The organism is Marinomonas sp. S3726 (assembly GCF_000967665.1).
GTDB lineage: Bacteria > Pseudomonadota > Gammaproteobacteria > Pseudomonadales > Marinomonadaceae > Marinomonas.
Genome location: NZ_JXYC01000033.1, coordinates 18,419 through 36,765, shown reverse-complemented (window position 1 = coordinate 36,765; position 18,347 = coordinate 18,419). Strand labels below are relative to the sequence as shown.

Sequence of the window (18,347 nt, the reverse complement as noted above, 5' to 3'; positions counted from 1 at the left end):
TCTAAAAAAAGTAATAAATGTAGACCCATTTCAATAGACTCCCTTTAAAGATTAACGGCGGTATCTAAGAGAACTGTAAAAAGATGATGAAAAGGATTCTAGAATGGACTAGCTTACCATAAAAAAAGCCAACCCGAAGGTTGGCTTTTTGGATTTCTATACTAAGAATTACTTACTAAGTAAGTCTTAGAAAGAAGCGTTAACACCAATCTCAGTTGTATCACCAACTTCGTTTGTGTAATGCTCAACATAGTAATCTAGATCGCCAGCTGTGTAAGAAGCATAAACATAGAAACCTGTTGTTTCAGTTTCTGTAGAACCAGCAACTTGAGACTGAGATGTGTTTTTAACATATTCAATGTTAAGTGTAGTTGCATCTGTTGGTGTTAACTGAGCACTGATTGCAGCACTAGTTTCATCAGAGATAACACCTACAGCTGTTGATGTACCCTTTGTATACTTTTCACCATCACCGTAAGATACAGCTAGAGTTGTACTACCAACATCCATAGAGTAACCAACGTTAAGTGCGCTAGCATCACCTAAAGCACCACCTGAGAAACCAAATGTGCCTGGACCCATGTCAGCGATGAAAGAAAGCGCCATACCAACATCAGAGTTTGTATGATCGTTTGCAGCATTACCAAGCTCTGCAGCTTCAGATGCTTCTATAGCAACTGTCAACTCATCAGATACTGAGTAACGAATACCAGTGTCATCAGTATCAGTTGTACTGAAAAGTTGAACACCACTATTCTCATTAACACCTAGAGCAGCAGCATCAGATAGAGTTCCGTCGAAACGACCAAATTGAACTGCACCTTGAGTTACATAAGCTTTTTCTAAGCCGATGTTAATAGTTTCATCAGAGTTAGCGTCACCACCCATTTCAATCTCTAGGTAAACAACACCTGTGTCGATAGCTAGTTCTAGTTCAGCATCTTCTGTGCCGCTAAAAGTGTCAGCGCGCGAGTCAGCATCGTTATGCTCACCTTTGATTAGGTAAGAAACACCAGCAGTACCAGAGAAAACTGGCTCAGCTGCAATAGTCGTTGTAGAAACAGCAGCTGCAACAGCAGATACTGCAAAGATAGAAGCAAGTTTAATCGCTTTCATTCAAGATTCCCCTTTATATTATATTTTTTTGGCTTTTAGACCTTTCGAAAGGCTTTGACTAACCTATCGAAGAAACGCTGAAAAATCAACGACTCTGAAATACTAAAACCCAGCAGTGTCACTTTTATGACAGTTAGTACAAAAAAGTCAACCGTCATCTCACTAAGGTCATTTTGCCTAAGTTCGAATTTGACGCCATTTAAGACTGCGTTGATTAAAACCAAGTTTTCCTTTGTAGGTCAAGCATTCATCAACATTTTTTTCTTATTTTTTGCAATTTTCATCTTTTATTCGACTTAAGCCAATTTTTTTTAAAGATTTTAGACATAATGCCGTTATTCTCTTGATGCACTCTGATAGAATTTTCGTTTACATAACTTATCATTTCTAGTTAAAAAGCCCGAAAAATGAACGAACAAAAACAGCTTTTAATCCTCTCAGAAGACATATTAGAACTTCCTGATCCTAACTTGGCGTTAGATGATCCAGATGGATTAGCTGCGATCGGTGGTGATTTATCGAGTGGACGCTTAATACATCTCTATCAACATGGTTTTTTCCCTTGGTTTAGCGAATCCGACCCAATTTTATGGTGGCATCCCTCTTTAAGATGTCAACTTAATCCCAGCAAATTCCATTGCTCAAAGTCTTTAAAAAAGCATATCCGTAAATTTTCTGGGCAGATAAGAATCAACACTGAATTTGAAACTGTGATTCAGCATTGTGCTCAATTAAGGCAGGAGCAAGAGGGAACATGGATATCAGATGAAATAGTGTCTGCCTTTGTTAAACTCCATAAAGCAGGTTATGCTCACTCTATTGAAGTGTGGCAAGACAAGCAGTTAATAGGCGGTTTCTATGGTGTTGCTATGGGCCGTTTCTTCTTTGGAGAATCCATGTTTTCCTTAGAAGCTAATGCGTCCAAACTCGCTCTCTATAGCCTTTGTTTAAATGCTAAAGCATTGGGGATTGAACATATCGATTGCCAAGTAGAGTCAGAGCATCTCATGTCACTGGGAGCTAGCTTGATACCTCGCAAAAACTTTATCCAACAATTACAGCAAGCAATACCTAAACCTGAAAAAAATCAAAACTTAATAAATCAGACGCATTTAGATCTTTAATTGTGCGAAGTTTTCATTTTTTATACTGATTAATAGATTTATTTTACGCCTTGTTCCAGAGAAGCATTTGCCTAATCAGCAAATTTTAGGCAAAATATGCGCGATTAATTTTTAGGCGTATTTCCTAGTATTTATTCAAACTAAGCAAATACTGTCGAACTATACTTCGCCTAAACAGGTGAGACATCAAAAGTTCAGACCTGTAGTCGTTCTGCAAAAGTGCATGATTAATGACTTTAAGCTTGAACGAACTAAAAAACTTATAACACCATAGGACACATATTGTGGCAAAAGAAGAAAGCATAGAAATGGAAGGCACTATCATTGATACACTGCCTAACACCATGTTTCGCGTAGAACTTGAAAACGGACACGTAGTGACTGCTCATATTTCTGGGAAAATGAGAAAGAACTACATCCGTATTTTGACTGGCGATAAAGTAAAAGTAGAACTAACACCTTACGACTTATCTAAAGGTCGTATTGTTTACCGTTCTCGCTAATACTCAGTCAGCAAGACATAAAAAAACCGAACTAATTAGTTCGGTTTTTTTATGTCTAAAAGAAATTCAGTTAATATTACACAACCGCTTCTTTTTCAATTTCAAAAGCTAACTCATCAAGTTTTTCATCAAGTTTAACTAAAACACTTCCACCTGAATCAAGATCACCAAATAGGATTTTATCTGCTAAAGGTTTTTTCAAATGCTCCTGAATGACCCTAGCCATAGGCCTAGCTCCCATTTGTCTATCATAACCTTTACTTGCCAACCAACCTCTAGCCTCATCAGAAACCTCCATGAGAACACCTTTAGGGTCTAGTTGAGCTTGAAGCTCTACTAGGAACTTATCAACCACATTAAAGATAACTTTTTCATCAAGTTGATTAAATTGAATCACAGCATCTAAACGGTTTCTAAATTCAGGTGTAAAGGTTTTATTAATAACTTCCATACCATCAGTAGAATTATCCTGACTTGAGAAGCCTATTGAGCGTTTCGCTAACACTTCTGCACCAGCATTAGATGTCATTACAAGAATCACATTCCTAAAGTCTGCTTTACGGCCATTATTATCAGTCAAAGTACCATGATCCATGACCTGTAAGAGTAGATTAAAGACTTCAGGGTGTGCTTTTTCAATTTCATCAAGTAAAACCACACTATGAGGTTGCTTGGTCACAGCCTCAGTCAATAAACCACCTTGATCAAAGCCAACATAGCCTGGAGGCGCACCTATCAACCTAGATACCGCATGTCTTTCCATATACTCAGACATATCAAAACGGATTAACTCTACACCAAGCTGTTTAGCAAGCTGGCGTGTTACTTCCGTCTTACCCACCCCAGTAGGGCCTGCCATCAAGAAGGAGCCTATTGGTTTTTGATCTGCTTTAAGACCAGCACGAGAAAGCTTAATAGCATCAGATAATGACACTATGGCTTGATCTTGACCGAACACTACCATTTTAAGGTTGCGCTCAAGATTCTCTAACACCTTTCTGTCATCTGAGTTAACAGACTTAACCGGAACCCTAGCAATTTTTGACACAATATCTTCAATATCTTCGACAGTAATGACTTCCTTACGAAGATTATCTTTCTGCAGTCTTTGATAAGCACCCGCTTCATCAATGACATCAATTGCCTTATCAGGCATGTGTCTATCCGTGATGTACTTCGAAGCAAGCTCAGCAGCAGCAAGCAACGCAGGCTCTTCATACTTAATTTCATGATGAGCTTCAAAAGCGGCAGAGATGCCTTTTAAAATCTGATAAGTATCATCAACACTTGGCTCATTAACATCTATTTTCTGGAACCTTCTTGCTAAAGCATGATCTTTTTCAAACACACCACGAAACTCTTGGAAAGTCGTGGATCCAATGCACCTTAATCCACCAGCACCAAGCACAGGTTTCAATAAGTTAGATGCATCCATTACCCCACCAGACGCAGCTCCTGCACCTATGATGGTATGTATTTCATCAATAAAGAGAATGGCATTAGGCAGCTTTTTCAATTCACTTAATAAATGCTTTAAGCGCTTCTCGAAATCACCACGGTACTTAGTACCTGCTAATAAGGCGCCCAAATCCAATGAATAAACCACACCATCTTTGATTACATCTGGTACATCACCATCAACAATTCGCTTCGCTAAGCCTTCAGCAATGGCCGTTTTACCAACTCCTGATTCACCCACTAGCAAAGGGTTATTTTTACGGCGTCGAGATAACGTCTGAACGACTCTAGAAACCTCATAATCTCGGCCAATCAAATTATCAATCTTGCCTGATTTAGCTTCTTCATTCAGGTTCAAAGCATACTTTTGTAAAGGTGCTGCATTATCATCACCCTCTTCCTCTTGCTCTACTGAGTCAGGAGAGGATTGGTCACCCACCTTAGAAATACCATGGGCAACATAATTGACAACATCAATTCGAGCCACACCTTGCCTTTTAAGCAGATAAACAGCTTGGCTTTCTTGCTCACTAAAAATAGCAACCAAGACATTAGCACCTGTCACTTCTCGCTTACCGGATGACTGAACATGGAAAACAGCTCGTTGCAAAACACGCTGAAAACCCAATGTAGGCTGAACCTCTCGCTCTGCATCATCTTCAGGGATTAAAGGTGTCGTACTATCGACAAATTCAATTAATTCTTGTCTTAAAGTATCTAAATTTACGCCACACGAACTCAATACAACAGAGGCGGCATCATTCTCTGTTAAGGCTAATAAAAGGTGCTCAACCGTCATAAACTCATGACGTTTGTCACGCGCTAATTTGAATGCACTATTTAGGGTTTGCTCTAATTCTTTATCTAACATAGGTGTACCCTCTCTTATAAATCAGTCGACTTTTTGCAAATCGCACATCAAGGGGTGTTCATTTTGTTCTACAAACTGCTGAACCATTGCGACTTTTGTTTCTGCAATATCAAACGGGTATACCCCACATACACCCTTACCTTTATTGTGAACTTCTAGCATTATTTTTTGCGCTTTCTCACCATCCATATAGAAGAACTTTTGCAACACAAATATCACAAAGTCCATTGGTGTAAAGTCATCATTAAATAACACCACTTGGTACATTGAAGGTGGTTTTAACTCAGTCTCCTCAGGAGCAAGTACAACACCTATATCTCCTTGCTCGTTATCTAAGGTTAGTCGAATTTGTTGATTTAGATTCATCCTGGGTCTCTGAATTACAAAAATTAAAATTTATCGGCTAGTTATTTATATGGAGACATCTTTGAAACAAACAAGTTCTCCTGCGATAAAACAAAAGATTGGCATTAATTTTACAAAGCCTATATCTACTTCTACGCTTTTCTTTGAGCAATGTCATGCATTGAAAGCAGTTTTTTGAAACAAAGAAACGCTAAACAATTTTAAAGAAAAGAATTACTCAGCAAACAGGATAAGCGAAAACAATTAGTTACATTATTTTTGAATGAGACACTGTCATAATTTTTCTAACGGAGTGAAATATGTATCAGGGAAGAGTAAAGTGGTTCAATAATGCTAAAGGGTATGGTTTTATTGTGTCAGACAGCTTTGATGAAGACCTATTTACCCATTATTCATCCATCATGATTGATGGATACAAAACGCTGAAAGCAGGGCAAGCCGTTACATTTGAAACATCACCAGGCAAACAAGGAATGCACGCAGTAGACATAACCCCAATCACAGATAATCAAACTGATTTAAACCACATACAGGTGAACGGAGAAACACATACTGAACTCACAGCCAGCGCTTAAACCACATATAAATTCACTAGCCTTACCTTATGCAAATCAATTTTGACTCAAAACTCTCGATAGCATAAGGTGGGCTTTTTATACTGAAAGTCATGCCTTCTATAATCATTTTTAATAAACCATTTCAGGTTTTAAGCCAATTTACCTCAGATGAAGACAAAGCCACTCTTGCTCAATTTATAAATAAAGCACATTTCTATCCCGCAGGTCGCCTAGATTATGACTCTGAAGGTTTACTACTTCTTACTGATGAAGGTGCACTACAGCACCTTATTGCTTCACCTAAGCACAAAATGCCAAAAACATACCTTGTTCAGGTAGAAGGTGAAATAACTGACGAAGCCATACAAAAATTAGCCAAAGGTATTGAGCTTAAAGATGGTTTAACTAAACCAGCAAAGGCAAAGCGAGCAGCGTCATTTGAAGGCTGGCCCAGAGTCCCCCCCATTAGAGAAAGAAAAAATATTCCAACTAGTTGGGTCGAACTTACTATTACCGAAGGTAAAAACCGCCAAGTTAGACGTATGACTGCGGCGGTTGGTTTTCCAACATTACGCCTTATTCGCACACAAATTGGCCCTTACTCAATTGATGGCTTGAATTCAGGACAATGGCAAGAAAAGCCAATCGACGAAAAACTAACCTTGGAGTTAAAACAATTTGAAGATATCAGAGCCAAGCACAAACAGAGGAAGCCTTCCCAGGCTCACCGTCGCAGCAGTCATTCCTCAAATAGAAGCGAATCAAACTATAAAGTTTCTCATGGTCAAAGAAAGCAAGCAGGAAAAAATCGTTCTAAACCAACCAGCGGGACACGTTGAAAATAGCGAAAGTCTTAGCCAAGCAATTGAAAGAGAAGTACTAGAAGAAACAGGTTGGAAAGTTTCAACTCAAGCTCTACTTGGCTTTTATAGCTTTACACCTGAAAAGAATCAGGAGACTTATCATAGAGCCTGTTTTATTTGTACACCAATTGCAAAAGTAAGCGACAAACTAGATAAAGATATCAGTGAAGCGGTCTGGTTAAATAAGAAAGAAATATTGAATCAGAAGCTTCGCAGTCCTCTTGTAAAAAAGTGCCTTGAAGATTATTTAGCAGGCACTATATACCCTTTATCTCTCATCTGCGATAAGCATCTATAATCGTAATGAGTTACAATACTGCCACTTTAATTCAACCCAATGAGCATACACAGTTAAATGATGAATAGCACAACACCTTCCACTACTGAAAACCTAGCTACCCCAAACGAAAACACCAAAGTCATTGTTGGTATGTCTGGTGGTGTTGACTCATCTGTATCCGCGCTACTTTTGATTCAGCAGGGTTATCAGGTAGAAGGCTTATTCATGAAAAACTGGGACGAAGACGATGGTACAGAATACTGTACTGCAAAAGACGACCTTGCCGATGCCCAAAGTGTTTGCGACAAACTTGGTATCAAACTGCATACAGCCAATTTCGCCGCAGAATACTGGGACAATGTGTTTGAGCACTTTCTAGAAGAATATAAAGCCGGTAGAACACCAAACCCAGATATACTCTGTAATAAAGAAATTAAGTTTAAAGCCTTTTTAGAATATGCCAACGCTTTAGGTGCTGACTATATAGCAACAGGCCACTATGTCAGACGAACTCACGATGATAACCAAGCTAAGCTATTAAAAGGTCTTGATAATAACAAAGATCAAAGCTACTTCCTTTATGCTGTTGGCAAAGATGAAATTGCAAAGAGTTTGTTCCCTGTTGGTGAATTAGAAAAACCTGAAGTTCGTCGTTTGGCACAAGAGCATGACCTTATTACCCATAACAAAAAAGACAGTACTGGTATTTGTTTTATCGGTGAACGTCGTTTTAAAGACTTCTTAGAGCAGTATTTACCAGCACAACCTGGCGATATAAAAACTCTAGAAGGCGATACCATAGGTCGTCATTCTGGCCTTATGTACCACACCATAGGCCAGCGCCAAGGACTGGGTATTGGTGGTTTAGCCAACTACTCAGACGAGCCTTGGTATGTGGTTGAAAAAGACTTAGAGAACAACGTGTTATTGGTAACACAAAGCAGTGACGACAAGCCTCTATATAAAACCCATTTGAATGCTAGCAATATGGATTGGGTGGCAAGAAAAGCGCCTGAGTTGCCATTAACTTGTAAAGCGAAGTGTCGTTACCGTCAAGCAGATCAAGATTGCACCATTTCGGCAAACTCAGACGGTTCGATTGAAGTGAGTTTTGTTGAAGCGCAAAGAGCGATTACACCGGGCCAATCAGTTGTATTTTATCTTGATGAAGAATGTCTTGGTGGCGGCATTATCAATCGCGCATTTAATAAGAATAACTAGGTTAAATAAAGAATGAGCACACAAGTAAACGACCAAGCAATTGCATTAAGCGCTTTATTTCAAGCTGCAGAACTCGTCTCACAATTAGCTAGAAACGGTACAGCACCTGAAGCTTCTTTACGCCCGTTATTAGATAGTTTATTAAAAATAAACGTAACTAGCACAGATGAAATCTATGGTGGTAATTGGCAACTATTTGATAATTTACAACTTGGTAATGAGATTTGCCAAAAAACCATAGGTAAAGACAAGACCAGTGTTAACCCTGACACCATTCGTTATGCGTTAAGTATTTTACACTTAGAATCTAAACTTGCTAAACAACCAGACATGCTATCAGCTTTAGGTCAAAGAATTAGCCAACTAGAGCGTCAAAAAGAACATTACGAGGATATGATACATCCTAATATGCTCGCTGCTATTTCTGGTATTTATCAGGATAACCTGAGCAAACTAAATTTTCGCATCCAAGTACACGGCGACAGTCGCTACTTGCAACAAAGCTTGGTTTCAGACCAAGTTAGAGCAAGCTTATTGGCAGGCGTTAGAGCGGCTATGCTATGGCGTCAATTAGGTGGTCGCCGCTGGCACCTTATTTTTAAACGTAAACCTATTTTAGCGGCTTTAAACAACTTTAAATAAGCTTTAATTTCATCAAAAGAACTGCTACAAAAGAAGCATTTTTCATGAGACTGAAAACCTAATTTCAGTCTCACCTCACATCTTAAAAAATAACCAAAATCTCACCAAAAAAACTAAGTATCTGACCATATTAAAAAGGCCAGTGATAGCATACTTCTAGGCTTTTCCCTATAATAGCCCTTCCCTGAAAACCACTCAGTAATCCACGGTCGAGGCGTTATTTCAATGCAATTAACTAGCTTAAATGCTATTTCCCCAATAGATGGTCGTTATGGTTCAAAAACTCGTTCACTAGGTCGCTCTGTTAGTGAATACGGTTTATTAAGAATGCGTGTTCTAGTAGAGGTAAGATGGTTACAAGCCCTTGCTGCTCACGAACAAATTCAAGAAGTACCAGCACTTAGCCAAGAAGCAACTAACTTCTTAGATCAACTTGCAGAAAACTTCAGTGAAGCAGATGCTCAAGCGATCAAAGACATTGAAAGAACAACTAACCACGACGTGAAAGCAGTTGAGTATTTCATCAAAGATAAGATGAAAGCATTGACTGAACTAGACAATGTGTCTGAGTTCGTACATTTCGCCTGCACATCTGAGGACATCAACAACCTATCTCATGCCCTAATGCTACGCGAAGCATTGGAAGATGTGATCAAGCCAGAGCTAATAAATGTAATCGAAGCGATTCAAGGCCTTGCTCTTGAACATGCTGAACAACCTATGCTTTCTCGTACACATGGTCAAACAGCATCACCATCAACCATGGGTAAGGAAATGGCTAACGTGGTAGCACGCTTGTCTCGTCAGTTCAAACAAATTCAAGCCGTTGAGTTTTTAGGCAAAATTAACGGTGCTGTTGGTAACTACAACGCCCACCTTTCAGCGTACCCAAATATAGATTGGCAAGCACATGCTGAGAAATTTGTAACTTCTCTGGGCCTTAGCTGGAACCCTTACACAACACAAATCGAACCACATGATTACATTGCTGAGCTTTACGATGCGATCAGTCGTTTCAATACAATTCTTTTGGACTTCGACCGTGATGTTTGGGCTTATATCTCTATGGGCTTCTTCAAGCAAAAAACCATAGCGGGTGAAATTGGCTCTTCTACCATGCCTCATAAAGTTAACCCAATCGACTTCGAGAACTCAGAAGGTAACTTAGGTATCGCTAATGCGATTATGGGGCATTTAAGCGCTAAGCTCCCAGTTTCTCGCTGGCAGCGTGACCTTACTGACTCAACAGTGCTTCGTAACCTAGGTGTTGGTTTAGCCCACAGCTTGATTGCTTATCAAGCAAGCTTAAAAGGTATTAGCAAACTAGAAATCAACAAAGAACGTCTAGAGCAAGATCTAGATGCAGCATGGGAAGTATTGGCTGAGCCGATTCAAACTGTAATGCGTCGTTACGGTATTGAGTCTCCATACGAGAAGCTAAAAGAGCTAACTCGTGGCCGTGCTATCGATCAAGCGACCATCGAAGCCTTTGTTGATACATTAGAAATGCCAGAAGATGCTAAGACAGAGTTGAAAAAACTAACTCCTGCAACTTATATTGGTAATGCGGCAGAGCAAGCTAAAGCAATAAAAAATTAATTTTTAGGGTTAACTCCTTATATAATTAACACTTTGAAAAGCCGAGTAAGAGACTTACTCGGCTTTTTCTCATTCATAACCTTAGCGAAATAACATATTTTTATGACAACACTTGATACTCCCCTTTCCATTCTTGGTGGTATGAGCGCGAATACTTTTTTACGCGATTATTGGCAAAAGAAACCGCTTCTTATTCGAGCTGGTTTAACTGATTTTGAACCACCACTTGAGGCCGATGAACTTGCAGGCATGGCAATGGAAAGTGAGGTTGAATCTCGTATTGTTATTGAACAAGGCAAAACACCTTGGCAGACAATAAAAGGCCCCTTTACTGAGGAGACTTTTGCACAGTTACCAGAACAAGAATGGACTTTACTTATTCAAGCCGTTGACCACTGGGTACCTGAGGTTCAAGAGCTTAAAGAGCGTTTTCGCTTTCTACCAAGTTGGCGCTTAGATGACGTTATGGTGAGCTATGCAACCAAAGGCGGCAGCGTTGGCCCTCACTATGATCAATACGATGTTTTCCTTGTTCAAGTCAGTGGTAAAAGGCGCTGGCAAGTTCTTGCTCCTGATGCTTATCAGGATCAAGCTATTGAAGATATAGATCTACATATCTTACCTGATTTCAAAGCAAACCCAGAACAAGACTGGGAACTTGAAGCCGGTGACATTCTCTATCTACCACCAAACTTTGCTCATAATGGGCGTGCTCTCGATGATGACTGCATGACCTACTCAATTGGCTTTAGAGCACCAAGCATGCAAGAGGTACTGACAGGTATTAGAGATCAAATTTGTGAAGTAGATAATGAGAAACACAGATTTAGCTCACCATCGGATCATGAAGAGCCTCATCATGCAGAGATACATCATTCTGACATTAGCTATTTACAACAAGAGCTAAAAGCCATGATTGATCAACCTGAGATGCTTGCTGACTGGCTAGGAACTTACATGAGTGAGGTAAAGTATCCTGAGTTTCATGGAGACCTTAATCAAGAAGACACTCAAGCAAGCCTTGAAGACGCACTTAAAGGTGTCCCTTTCTTTAGACCAGGTGATGCGCGTATTTGTTATCATGCAGCGCCAGATAGCGCACTTATTCAACTTTATTGTAATGGTACAAAAATCGAGATAGACCAAGCACTTGAGCCACTTATTCATGCTATATGTGATCAAGTAGAATTTGATTTCAGTACCCTTGAAACAGACAAACACAAAGATATATTACCTATGTTAAGCTTCTTAATAAGTAAACAAGGTGTGGTTCATCTGCCAGCAGAAGAATAGGGATTAGACATGAAAGTACTCACCACAGATTGGGAAAGCAGCAAGGCTCAACTTAGCTTTGTCAGAAAACAAGTATTCATCATAGAGCAAGGTATTGATGAAAGAGATGAGTGGGACAACCTAGACGAAGATGCGGTACATTTCGTTTCTTTTGGCACAACAGCAGTGCCAACGGGGGTTTGTCGACTAACGCCAGAAGGGCAAATTGGACGCCTTAGTGTACTTCCAGCTTATCGTAGTCAAGGTTATGCAACCATGCTATTACGCAAAGCGATTCAAGTTGCTAGAGAAATGGATTTAAAACGTATCTTTCTCCATGCTCAAACTGAGTCTCAAGTGTTTTATGAGCGCCATGGCTTTAGTACGGATGGGAAAATTTTTCTAGAGTCAGGCATCCTACACGTACTGATGGAAAGAGAGATTTAGGTTAACGACCTTTAAAAACGTATTTCTAGAGCAGTACCTAAAAGCAATAAAACACATAAAAAAAGCGAGCCTAAGCTCGCTTTTTTTATAATCAAATTAATTACACTACAGCAATCAATTCAACATCAAATACCAACACAGAGTGAGGCTTGATCATAGCGCCAGCGCCTTGAGCACCGTAAGCTAATTCAGCTGGGATAGTAAGGCGGTATTTAGAACCTTCTTTCATCAACTGAAGCGCTTCAGTCCAACCAGCAATTACGCCAGTTACTGGGAATTCAATTGGCTCGCCACGTGCGATAGAGCTATCGAAAACCTGACCGTCAACTAGACGACCTTCATAATGAACACGTACAGTAGACTCAGTTGTAGGAGTCGCGCCTGTACCTTCTTCAACAACATGGTACTGAAGACCGCTTTCAGTGATTTGAACGCCTTCTTTCGCTTTGTTTTCTTCTAGGAAAGCAGCGCCTGCAGCAATCGTTTCTTCAGAAGCAGCTAATGTTTTAGCTTCCATTTCTTCTTGTAGGCTAGCAAAAGCAGCTTCTAGATCTTCTCCAGAAACGCGCATTTCTGCACCTTTTAGGGAATCTTCAATTGCAGCAAAAAGGTGAGGTAGAGAAATATCACCTAGATCACTTCCACCTAATTGATCACCGATTTGACGACCAATACCATAGCCAATTTTAGCTTCTTTTGAGTCGAACGATAGTTCAGACATAATTTCTCACTCTCTTCATTAAATAAATAAAGCGGGCATCATATCACAGTCATTTAATAGAACCGAAGCGCAAAAACATGCAAGTTTGTTAAAAAAATGTTGAATGATATTGATTATCATTTATAATTTATTTATTCAATTAGGACGATCAAAATGAAACTCTCTGACTTTAATCAAATTTCAAATCATCCACAAAAAATTAAGCCTAGCAGCCCAGCTTGGGATATTGCTTTTGTCTGTGCAATTTTTATCATAGCAAGCAGCAGCTTCTTCTATGATAGCTACCAAGAAGCGAATCCAAGCCCATCTTTAAAGAGTGCTCAATTAAATCTCAAATAAGACCTGCTTATGATGTAAGTCAGCACTTTTAACTCCCCTAGGCATACACTATAACCAAGATAGCCAAACGGAGTTAAGCCATGTTACCTCAAGTTAAAACCATTCTATTTGCCTGTGATTTAGAAGATAAAACACAAGAATCTTTATCTCTTGTGATGTCGATAGCAGCCAGCCAAAAAGCCAAAATCATTTTCATGCATGCCATAGAACCTATGAACCACCAGGCTCAGAGCATGATAAATAACTACTTGCCAATTGAAGAGTTACAATCACTTAGACGAGAAGCACTCAATAGCGTTAAAGATGCAATGGAGACTCAAATCACCATCTTTTATGAAAACCATGCTAATGATAACGAGCTTCCAGAAAAGCCTGAATATTTAATTATTCAAGAAGATGCAAGCAGCGCGATTAAACATGCCGTTGAAGATCATAAAGTGGATCTTGTTGTTATGAACAGCCGAACCCACAGCAAAATTGGCCAAATGATCATTGGCTCAACTGCAAACAAAGTCATTCATCAAAGCCAAGTGCCTGTTATGGTTATCCCATTAAGATAATTACTGGCCTTTAAATTACTTCTTAGATAGACTGCTACTGTATAAAAACACAGTAGCCGTCTTACATGATTCTCTATATTGCCGAAAAACCCAGTCTAGCCCGTGCTATCGCCTCAGCCTTTCCTAAGCCGCAAAAGAAAGAAGATGGCTGTATCTGGCTCCCTAATGGCGATTGTGTGAGCTGGTGTATTGGCCACCTTCTAGAACAAGCCGAGCCTGATGCATACAACCCTGTCTATAAAAGTTGGCAATTGGATCATTTACCCATTGTGCCAGAAACTTGGCAATGGCAAGAAAAAAGCAAAACTCGAAAGCAGCTTAATGTACTTAAAAAGCTCATCAAGAAATCTAGCCAATTAGTCCATGCAGGAGATCCTGACCGAGAAGGACAGCTTCTAGTTGATGAAGTTATACACTATCTAAAAGTATCAAAAGCAAAACAAGATAATATCCAGCGCCTACTCATTAGTGACCTTACCCCTTCTGCTGTGAAAAAATCACTGGGTCAATTACGATCAAATAAAGAGTTTTCAGCGCTCTCAAGATCTGCCTTAGCCAGAGCCAGAGCAGATTGGTTACACGGTATTAATTTAACCCGTGCTTATACCATTAAAGGTAAACAAGGCGGCTATCAAGGCGTACTATCAATAGGGAGAGTACAAACTCCTATTTTAGGTTTAGTCGTAAAAAGAGACGCAGAAAGAGAAAACTTTACCCCTAAAGACTTCTTCCAAGTCTTAGCCAATATAGAAACACCTAAAAATGAAGCCTTTAAAGCGAAGTGGATTCCGAGTGAAGCTTGCACGCTTCATATGGACAGTGAAGGTAGAGTGTTAAATAAAGCGTTAGCTGAAAATGTGATAAAGCGCATTCAGGGACAAGACGCTAAAGTGCATCAAGCGCAATATAAGAATAAGCGTCAAGCACCTCCTTTACCCTATAGCCTTTCCAGCTTACAGATAGATGCAGCTAAAGCCTTTTCTATGTCAGCTCAACAGGTACTGGATACCTGTCAGGCTCTGTATGAAAGACATCAACTGATTACTTACCCAAGATCCGACAGTCGTTATTTACCGAACGAACAATTTAAAGATGCATCAGGTGTTATTAACAGTTTGAGAAACAACTTGCCACAATGGCAAGATAAGTTAAATAAAGCCAATACCAGCCAACGCTCTAAGGCTTGGAACGATAAAGAAGTACAAGCACACCACGCTATTATCCCAACAGCTAAACAAGCGAATATTGACGGCTTATCGCAATCAGAGAAAAAACTGTATGAGCTTATCGCTCGACAATACTTGATGCAGTTTTATCCTCACTATGAGTACCTAGATTCAATTATTGAACTTATTATTGCGGGAGGTCTATTTCGCAGTAAAGGCCATACTAGCCTTTCGCAAGGATGGAAAGCACTGTTACCAGAGAAAAAGAAAGATGAGGAAGAAGGCAATATCTTGCCTAAAGTTGCCATAGGTGATGTCTTGTTTTGTCATAAAGGAGAGCTTATTTCTAAGGTGACAACACCGCCACCGGCCTTTACTGATGCGAGCTTACTTGCTGCCATGACAGGTATTAGCCGCTATGTAAAACAAGCAGACATTAAAGCTATTTTAAAAGAAACCGATGGCTTGGGCACAGAAGCAACACGAGCAGGGATTATTGAATTACTCTTTCGTCGAAACTTCCTAAAACGACAGGGCAAAAATATTATCTCCACCGAAACAGGTAGAGCCCTTATTAATAGTTTACCAGAGAGCTTAATCACACCCGATATGACAGCGAAATGGGAAGCAGGCCTAAATGATATTTGCCAAGGCAGTGGCTCCTACTTAAATTTCATGGATGAGCTACAAACAAATTTAGTTCAGCTCATTGAGCAAGCTAAAACAACTAATGTTGAAGTCTTTGCCACACTGCCTAGTCCAAGCAAAAAACCTTATAAAAAGAAATCCACTTACCGTAAAAAAGCAGGGGCAAAGTACACAAAAAAGCCTAAAACAAGTTAACTGTCTTAGGCTTTTAATTTCGTGTGTTTACGATATTTATGAGTCAGCGTTATGCCTAGCTACCAAGGCCTAACCAAGCTCCTACCCCTACCATCAAGCTACCAGAAAAACGATTCATAGCCCTTACATTGCTAGATTGAAGTAGCAAGGTTCGTAATGTTCTACCGCCACTTGCATAGATCATGAGGCAAATAAACTCTAAGGTTAGAATCACACTAATCAGTGTAATCAACTGAGATGTGAGTGCTTGCTCTGGGTTTAAAAATGGTGGTAACAGCGCAACAAAGAATGCCCAACCTTTAGGGTTGGCAATGGCTGTAACAAAACCTTGTAGAGCAAGCTCCCTTCGACTCGCCTGCTCTTTTTCTTGTTCAAGTTGTATTGCCATCTTGCCTTTTGAGCGCCACATTTGCACACCAATATAAGCAAGATAAAGTCCACCAAGAATTTTGAAAGCCAAGAAGAAATTAGGATAATTTAATAATAGCGCTGCTACACCAACCGCAGCTAATGCCGCCACTAATCCCACACCAATAAGCTCACCAAGCATCATCCATAAAGCACGCTTAACACCAATAGTCATGCCCATTGTCATGGCAAGTGTCATGCACATACCAGGTGTTAGAGAAACAAAGAAAAAGGTGGGAATAAAGACTGTTAGTAGTGCAATTTCCATATTAGCCTCATAGGTAAATTAACAAGGCTAAGGTCTCATGCAAGTCCTGAAAAATCAATACTAGTTAGTTAGGGAAACTAAATAATTTTAGGCTGTTGTACTTAAAGAAACAAACAGAGTTAGAAGGTTTTTTTCTTAGTAAACTCCCCTTCTTCGATGAACTTGTTCCACTCATCATCAAGGCCGTCTTCTTCCTCTTGATCTTCAGCCGCAGCTTCAGCTTCTTGTTGCTGTAACTTAAGATCACTTTCTATTTCATCCGCCGCTGAATTGTATTTATTCATGGCCTCTTTTGCTTCTGGTGTTTCTTCAATTTCTTCTAACTCACCTGCGGCAGTACGATACATATCAACGGCTTCTTGTAACTTACCCGTTAAAAAAAATTGGCGAGCTTGGTAGGCCTTGTGATCAGCATTCAACTTATAACGATAAAAACCAATGAGTTGTCCATATTTGTGGAAGGAGTCTGGATCGAGTTTTTTATCTTCTTTAGATTGTTGAATAAAGGTAAAGAAAGAGTCCAACAAACGACGAATATTAATAATCAATAACTCATCATTGATGGGCTTTGCCTTGCGTCTTTGCTTGCTAGTTTGAAACTTTTCCATTTCTTCAACCACATGGCTGCGGCGTTTAACAAGCTTCTCATCGGGGGCTAATTTCATTAATTCGTCATGAATACCAACTAAACGAGAATAGAGCCAAAGTCGCATATCTTTTGGTTGGTACTGAGGAGGTAAGTCATCAAGATAATGACGTACTTGTCGCGTTTGATTATTCAGCATCGCGACTTTTCTTAACTTCTCTAACCTAGCTTGCTCCTTCATCTGCAGGGTTACGACAAAGCCAATAAAGCCAATGCCAACAACTAATAATCCAATGATAATAAATGAAGACATTAGAAGCCTCTGACGATTGACAGTAACAATAGCATAATCTTAAATCTCACCATTTTTGTTATCAGCTCCTAAGTTAAGCCTTTAGTTTGACCTAGTCGCTGTATGTTCTTGTTTTTGAGCTTTCATCTTAGTATGCAATTTTTGATCCAATCGACTTATTTTATATTGCAACTTTTCAATTTCCTCTTTTGAACTTTCAACTGATACAAACTTTTCTAAACCAGCTAAAGCACTCAAATACCTCTCCCTAGCTTGACTTAACCTATCTGCATCCAAATCCTGCTGAGCAATGTGAGATAAAAAATCAGTTGTCGCTAACTGCCTCATAAAGCGGATTTGCTCAACTTGTTTAAGGGCAATCCCTTTATCAAGCTGTCCTTGCGTCGTTAAACCTTTTAAAAAAGTGGGTAGCACGGTCAAGCCTTCATTGACCTTATCTAGATGAGCCTTAGAAGACACTCTTTCCTGGTTAAGCGTATATTTCCCTGCTTTCATTAAACTGGCTACGTGAGTCATTTCATTCAGCGTCGCTTCATGACTCTCTTTTTTGTTCATCTTCTGTAAGTGAGTCAAACCACTTATCAAAAACTCTGTCAGAATCATCTTAGTTTGAATTGGCATATAACGATCAGAGATCAAATGTAAAATGCCAGCAATACGATCACAGCGTTTTTGCAATAAGTTATCCGCTAATAATTGCGCTCTTCTGCGTGCACCGATAATACGAGCTAATTGTGAACCAATAATTAGAATTGACACAAAGAGTACAAAGGTGACTATGATTAGCAGATTATCCATAAATGACTTAACTCAAAATCGTAAAA

The 18,347-nt window shown here is 39.5% G+C and carries 20 protein-coding genes; 13 read left to right on the top strand and 7 right to left on the bottom strand.

Translation table 11 applies throughout. From position 1 onward, the window contains the following. Window positions 1-186: 186 nt before the first annotated feature. Complete coding sequence (locus TW85_RS21635) at window positions 187-1,116, bottom strand: hypothetical protein (protein ID WP_046019239.1); 930 nt, start codon at window positions 1,114-1,116, stop codon at window positions 187-189. 407 nt (window positions 1,117-1,523) lie between these two features. Between TW85_RS21635 and aat the strand changes: the two genes are divergently transcribed. Together aat and infA are read left to right on the top strand one after the other, a co-directional pair. After that, window positions 1,524-2,240, top strand: a complete 717-nt coding sequence (gene aat, locus TW85_RS21625; protein ID WP_046019237.1) for a leucyl/phenylalanyl-tRNA--protein transferase — start codon at window positions 1,524-1,526, stop codon at window positions 2,238-2,240. A 284-nt stretch (window positions 2,241-2,524) separates the two neighbouring features. Beyond that, window positions 2,525-2,743, top strand: coding sequence for a translation initiation factor IF-1 (infA, locus tag TW85_RS21620; protein ID WP_009835335.1), 219 nt, complete (start codon window positions 2,525-2,527; stop codon window positions 2,741-2,743). Between the two features lie 76 nt (window positions 2,744-2,819). Here the strand turns inward: infA and clpA are convergent, their stop codons facing one another. Together clpA and clpS are read right to left on the bottom strand one after the other, a co-directional pair. Continuing rightward, window positions 2,820-5,072: an ATP-dependent Clp protease ATP-binding subunit ClpA gene (gene clpA / locus TW85_RS21615; RefSeq protein ID WP_046019236.1), complete on the bottom strand. Its 2,253-nt coding sequence runs from the start codon at window positions 5,070-5,072 to the stop codon at window positions 2,820-2,822. Between the two features lie 21 nt (window positions 5,073-5,093). After that, window positions 5,094-5,438, bottom strand: coding sequence for an ATP-dependent Clp protease adapter ClpS (gene clpS, locus TW85_RS21610; RefSeq protein WP_197477773.1), 345 nt, complete (start codon window positions 5,436-5,438; stop codon window positions 5,094-5,096). Between the two features lie 299 nt (window positions 5,439-5,737). Between clpS and TW85_RS21605 the strand changes: the two genes are divergently transcribed. From TW85_RS21605 to TW85_RS21570, 8 genes are all read left to right on the top strand, one after another. Further along, window positions 5,738-6,013 carry a cold shock domain-containing protein gene (locus tag TW85_RS21605; protein WP_046019235.1) on the top strand — a complete coding sequence of 92 codons (276 nt, stop codon included), beginning with the start codon at window positions 5,738-5,740 and terminating at the stop codon, window positions 6,011-6,013. A 92-nt stretch (window positions 6,014-6,105) separates the two neighbouring features. Further along, complete coding sequence (locus TW85_RS26055) at window positions 6,106-6,834, top strand: pseudouridine synthase (protein WP_052702357.1); 729 nt, start codon at window positions 6,106-6,108, stop codon at window positions 6,832-6,834. Next, window positions 6,776-7,156 (top strand): NUDIX domain-containing protein, encoded by a 381-nt coding sequence (locus TW85_RS21595; protein WP_052702356.1) that lies wholly within the window; start codon window positions 6,776-6,778, stop codon window positions 7,154-7,156. Before TW85_RS26055 ends, TW85_RS21595 begins: the two co-directional genes overlap by 59 nt. Window positions 7,157-7,213: 57 nt before the next feature. Next, on the top strand, window positions 7,214-8,359 hold the full coding sequence (gene mnmA / locus TW85_RS21590; RefSeq protein ID WP_272947179.1) for a tRNA 2-thiouridine(34) synthase MnmA: 1,146 nt from the start codon (window positions 7,214-7,216) through the stop codon (window positions 8,357-8,359). 12 nt (window positions 8,360-8,371) lie between these two features. Beyond that, window positions 8,372-9,001: a high frequency lysogenization protein HflD gene (gene hflD / locus TW85_RS21585; RefSeq protein WP_046019234.1), complete on the top strand. Its 630-nt coding sequence runs from the start codon at window positions 8,372-8,374 to the stop codon at window positions 8,999-9,001. Between the two features lie 225 nt (window positions 9,002-9,226). Beyond that, complete coding sequence (gene purB, locus TW85_RS21580) at window positions 9,227-10,600, top strand: adenylosuccinate lyase (RefSeq protein ID WP_046019233.1); 1,374 nt, start codon at window positions 9,227-9,229, stop codon at window positions 10,598-10,600. A 102-nt stretch (window positions 10,601-10,702) separates the two neighbouring features. Further along, window positions 10,703-11,893, top strand: a complete 1,191-nt coding sequence (locus TW85_RS21575; protein WP_046019232.1) for a cupin domain-containing protein — start codon at window positions 10,703-10,705, stop codon at window positions 11,891-11,893. A 9-nt stretch (window positions 11,894-11,902) separates the two neighbouring features. Beyond that, entirely contained in the window at window positions 11,903-12,319 is a 417-nt protein-coding gene (locus TW85_RS21570) for a GNAT family N-acetyltransferase (protein ID WP_046019231.1), read from the top strand. Window positions 12,320-12,419: 100 nt separating this feature from the next. Here TW85_RS21570 and TW85_RS21565 read toward each other — a convergent pair whose 3' ends face one another. Continuing rightward, complete coding sequence (locus tag TW85_RS21565; RefSeq protein WP_046019230.1) at window positions 12,420-13,040, bottom strand: FKBP-type peptidyl-prolyl cis-trans isomerase; 621 nt, start codon at window positions 13,038-13,040, stop codon at window positions 12,420-12,422. 153 nt (window positions 13,041-13,193) lie between these two features. Here TW85_RS21565 and TW85_RS21560 point away from each other — a divergent pair, with 153 nt between their 5' ends. The 3 genes from TW85_RS21560 (at window position 13,194) to TW85_RS21550 (ending at window position 15,948) form a co-directional block, all read left to right on the top strand. Continuing rightward, on the top strand, window positions 13,194-13,379 hold the full coding sequence (locus tag TW85_RS21560; protein ID WP_046019229.1) for a hypothetical protein: 186 nt from the start codon (window positions 13,194-13,196) through the stop codon (window positions 13,377-13,379). 80 nt (window positions 13,380-13,459) lie between these two features. Continuing rightward, a complete protein-coding gene (locus tag TW85_RS21555) occupies window positions 13,460-13,939 on the top strand; it encodes a universal stress protein (protein ID WP_046019228.1) in 480 nt (159 codons plus the stop codon). 65 nt (window positions 13,940-14,004) lie between these two features. Further along, the gene (locus TW85_RS21550) at window positions 14,005-15,948 is read left to right on the top strand and encodes a DNA topoisomerase III (RefSeq protein ID WP_046019227.1); all 1,944 of its coding nucleotides are present in this window, start codon (window positions 14,005-14,007) and stop codon (window positions 15,946-15,948) included. A 55-nt stretch (window positions 15,949-16,003) separates the two neighbouring features. Here TW85_RS21550 and TW85_RS21545 read toward each other — a convergent pair whose 3' ends face one another. The 3 genes from TW85_RS21545 to TW85_RS21535 all read right to left on the bottom strand — a co-directional run bounded on the left by TW85_RS21545 (window position 16,004) and on the right by TW85_RS21535 (window position 18,321). Beyond that, window positions 16,004-16,624, bottom strand: coding sequence for a LysE family translocator (locus TW85_RS21545; RefSeq protein ID WP_046019226.1), 621 nt, complete (start codon window positions 16,622-16,624; stop codon window positions 16,004-16,006). A gap of 119 nt (window positions 16,625-16,743) precedes the next feature. After that, window positions 16,744-17,523, bottom strand: coding sequence for a hypothetical protein (locus TW85_RS21540; RefSeq protein WP_046019225.1), 780 nt, complete (start codon window positions 17,521-17,523; stop codon window positions 16,744-16,746). A gap of 81 nt (window positions 17,524-17,604) precedes the next feature. Further along, the gene (locus tag TW85_RS21535; RefSeq protein WP_046019224.1) at window positions 17,605-18,321 is read right to left on the bottom strand and encodes a hypothetical protein; all 717 of its coding nucleotides are present in this window, start codon (window positions 18,319-18,321) and stop codon (window positions 17,605-17,607) included. Between the last annotated feature and the right edge of the window lie 26 nt (window positions 18,322-18,347).

What these genes read in the sequence shown, in the direction of transcription:
- TW85_RS21560 (WP_046019229.1), top strand. Translation starts at nt 13,194, where the DNA reads ATGAAACTCTCTGACTTTAATCAAATTTCAAATCATCCACAAAAAATT.
- TW85_RS21555 (WP_046019228.1), top strand. Translation starts at nt 13,460, where the DNA reads ATGTTACCTCAAGTTAAAACCATTCTATTTGCCTGTGATTTAGAAGAT.
- mnmA (WP_272947179.1), top strand. Translation starts at nt 7,214, where the DNA reads ATGATGAATAGCACAACACCTTCCACTACTGAAAACCTAGCTACCCCA.
- TW85_RS21595 (WP_052702356.1), top strand. Translation starts at nt 6,776, where the DNA reads ATGGTCAAAGAAAGCAAGCAGGAAAAAATCGTTCTAAACCAACCAGCG.
- TW85_RS21575 (WP_046019232.1), top strand. Translation starts at nt 10,703, where the DNA reads ATGACAACACTTGATACTCCCCTTTCCATTCTTGGTGGTATGAGCGCG.
- TW85_RS21605 (WP_046019235.1), top strand. Translation starts at nt 5,738, where the DNA reads ATGTATCAGGGAAGAGTAAAGTGGTTCAATAATGCTAAAGGGTATGGT.
- TW85_RS21545 (WP_046019226.1), bottom strand. Translation starts at nt 16,624, where the DNA reads ATGGAAATTGCACTACTAACAGTCTTTATTCCCACCTTTTTCTTTGTT.
- purB (WP_046019233.1), top strand. Translation starts at nt 9,227, where the DNA reads ATGCAATTAACTAGCTTAAATGCTATTTCCCCAATAGATGGTCGTTAT.
- TW85_RS21540 (WP_046019225.1), bottom strand. Translation starts at nt 17,523, where the DNA reads ATGTCTTCATTTATTATCATTGGATTATTAGTTGTTGGCATTGGCTTT.
- clpS (WP_197477773.1), bottom strand. Translation starts at nt 5,438, where the DNA reads ATGAATCTAAATCAACAAATTCGACTAACCTTAGATAACGAGCAAGGA.
- TW85_RS21550 (WP_046019227.1), top strand. Translation starts at nt 14,005, where the DNA reads ATGATTCTCTATATTGCCGAAAAACCCAGTCTAGCCCGTGCTATCGCC.
- clpA (WP_046019236.1), bottom strand. Translation starts at nt 5,072, where the DNA reads ATGTTAGATAAAGAATTAGAGCAAACCCTAAATAGTGCATTCAAATTA.
- TW85_RS21570 (WP_046019231.1), top strand. Translation starts at nt 11,903, where the DNA reads ATGAAAGTACTCACCACAGATTGGGAAAGCAGCAAGGCTCAACTTAGC.
- TW85_RS26055 (WP_052702357.1), top strand. Translation starts at nt 6,106, where the DNA reads ATGCCTTCTATAATCATTTTTAATAAACCATTTCAGGTTTTAAGCCAA.
- aat (WP_046019237.1), top strand. Translation starts at nt 1,524, where the DNA reads ATGAACGAACAAAAACAGCTTTTAATCCTCTCAGAAGACATATTAGAA.
- TW85_RS21635 (WP_046019239.1), bottom strand. Translation starts at nt 1,116, where the DNA reads ATGAAAGCGATTAAACTTGCTTCTATCTTTGCAGTATCTGCTGTTGCA.
- TW85_RS21565 (WP_046019230.1), bottom strand. Translation starts at nt 13,040, where the DNA reads ATGTCTGAACTATCGTTCGACTCAAAAGAAGCTAAAATTGGCTATGGT.
- TW85_RS21535 (WP_046019224.1), bottom strand. Translation starts at nt 18,321, where the DNA reads ATGGATAATCTGCTAATCATAGTCACCTTTGTACTCTTTGTGTCAATT.
- hflD (WP_046019234.1), top strand. Translation starts at nt 8,372, where the DNA reads ATGAGCACACAAGTAAACGACCAAGCAATTGCATTAAGCGCTTTATTT.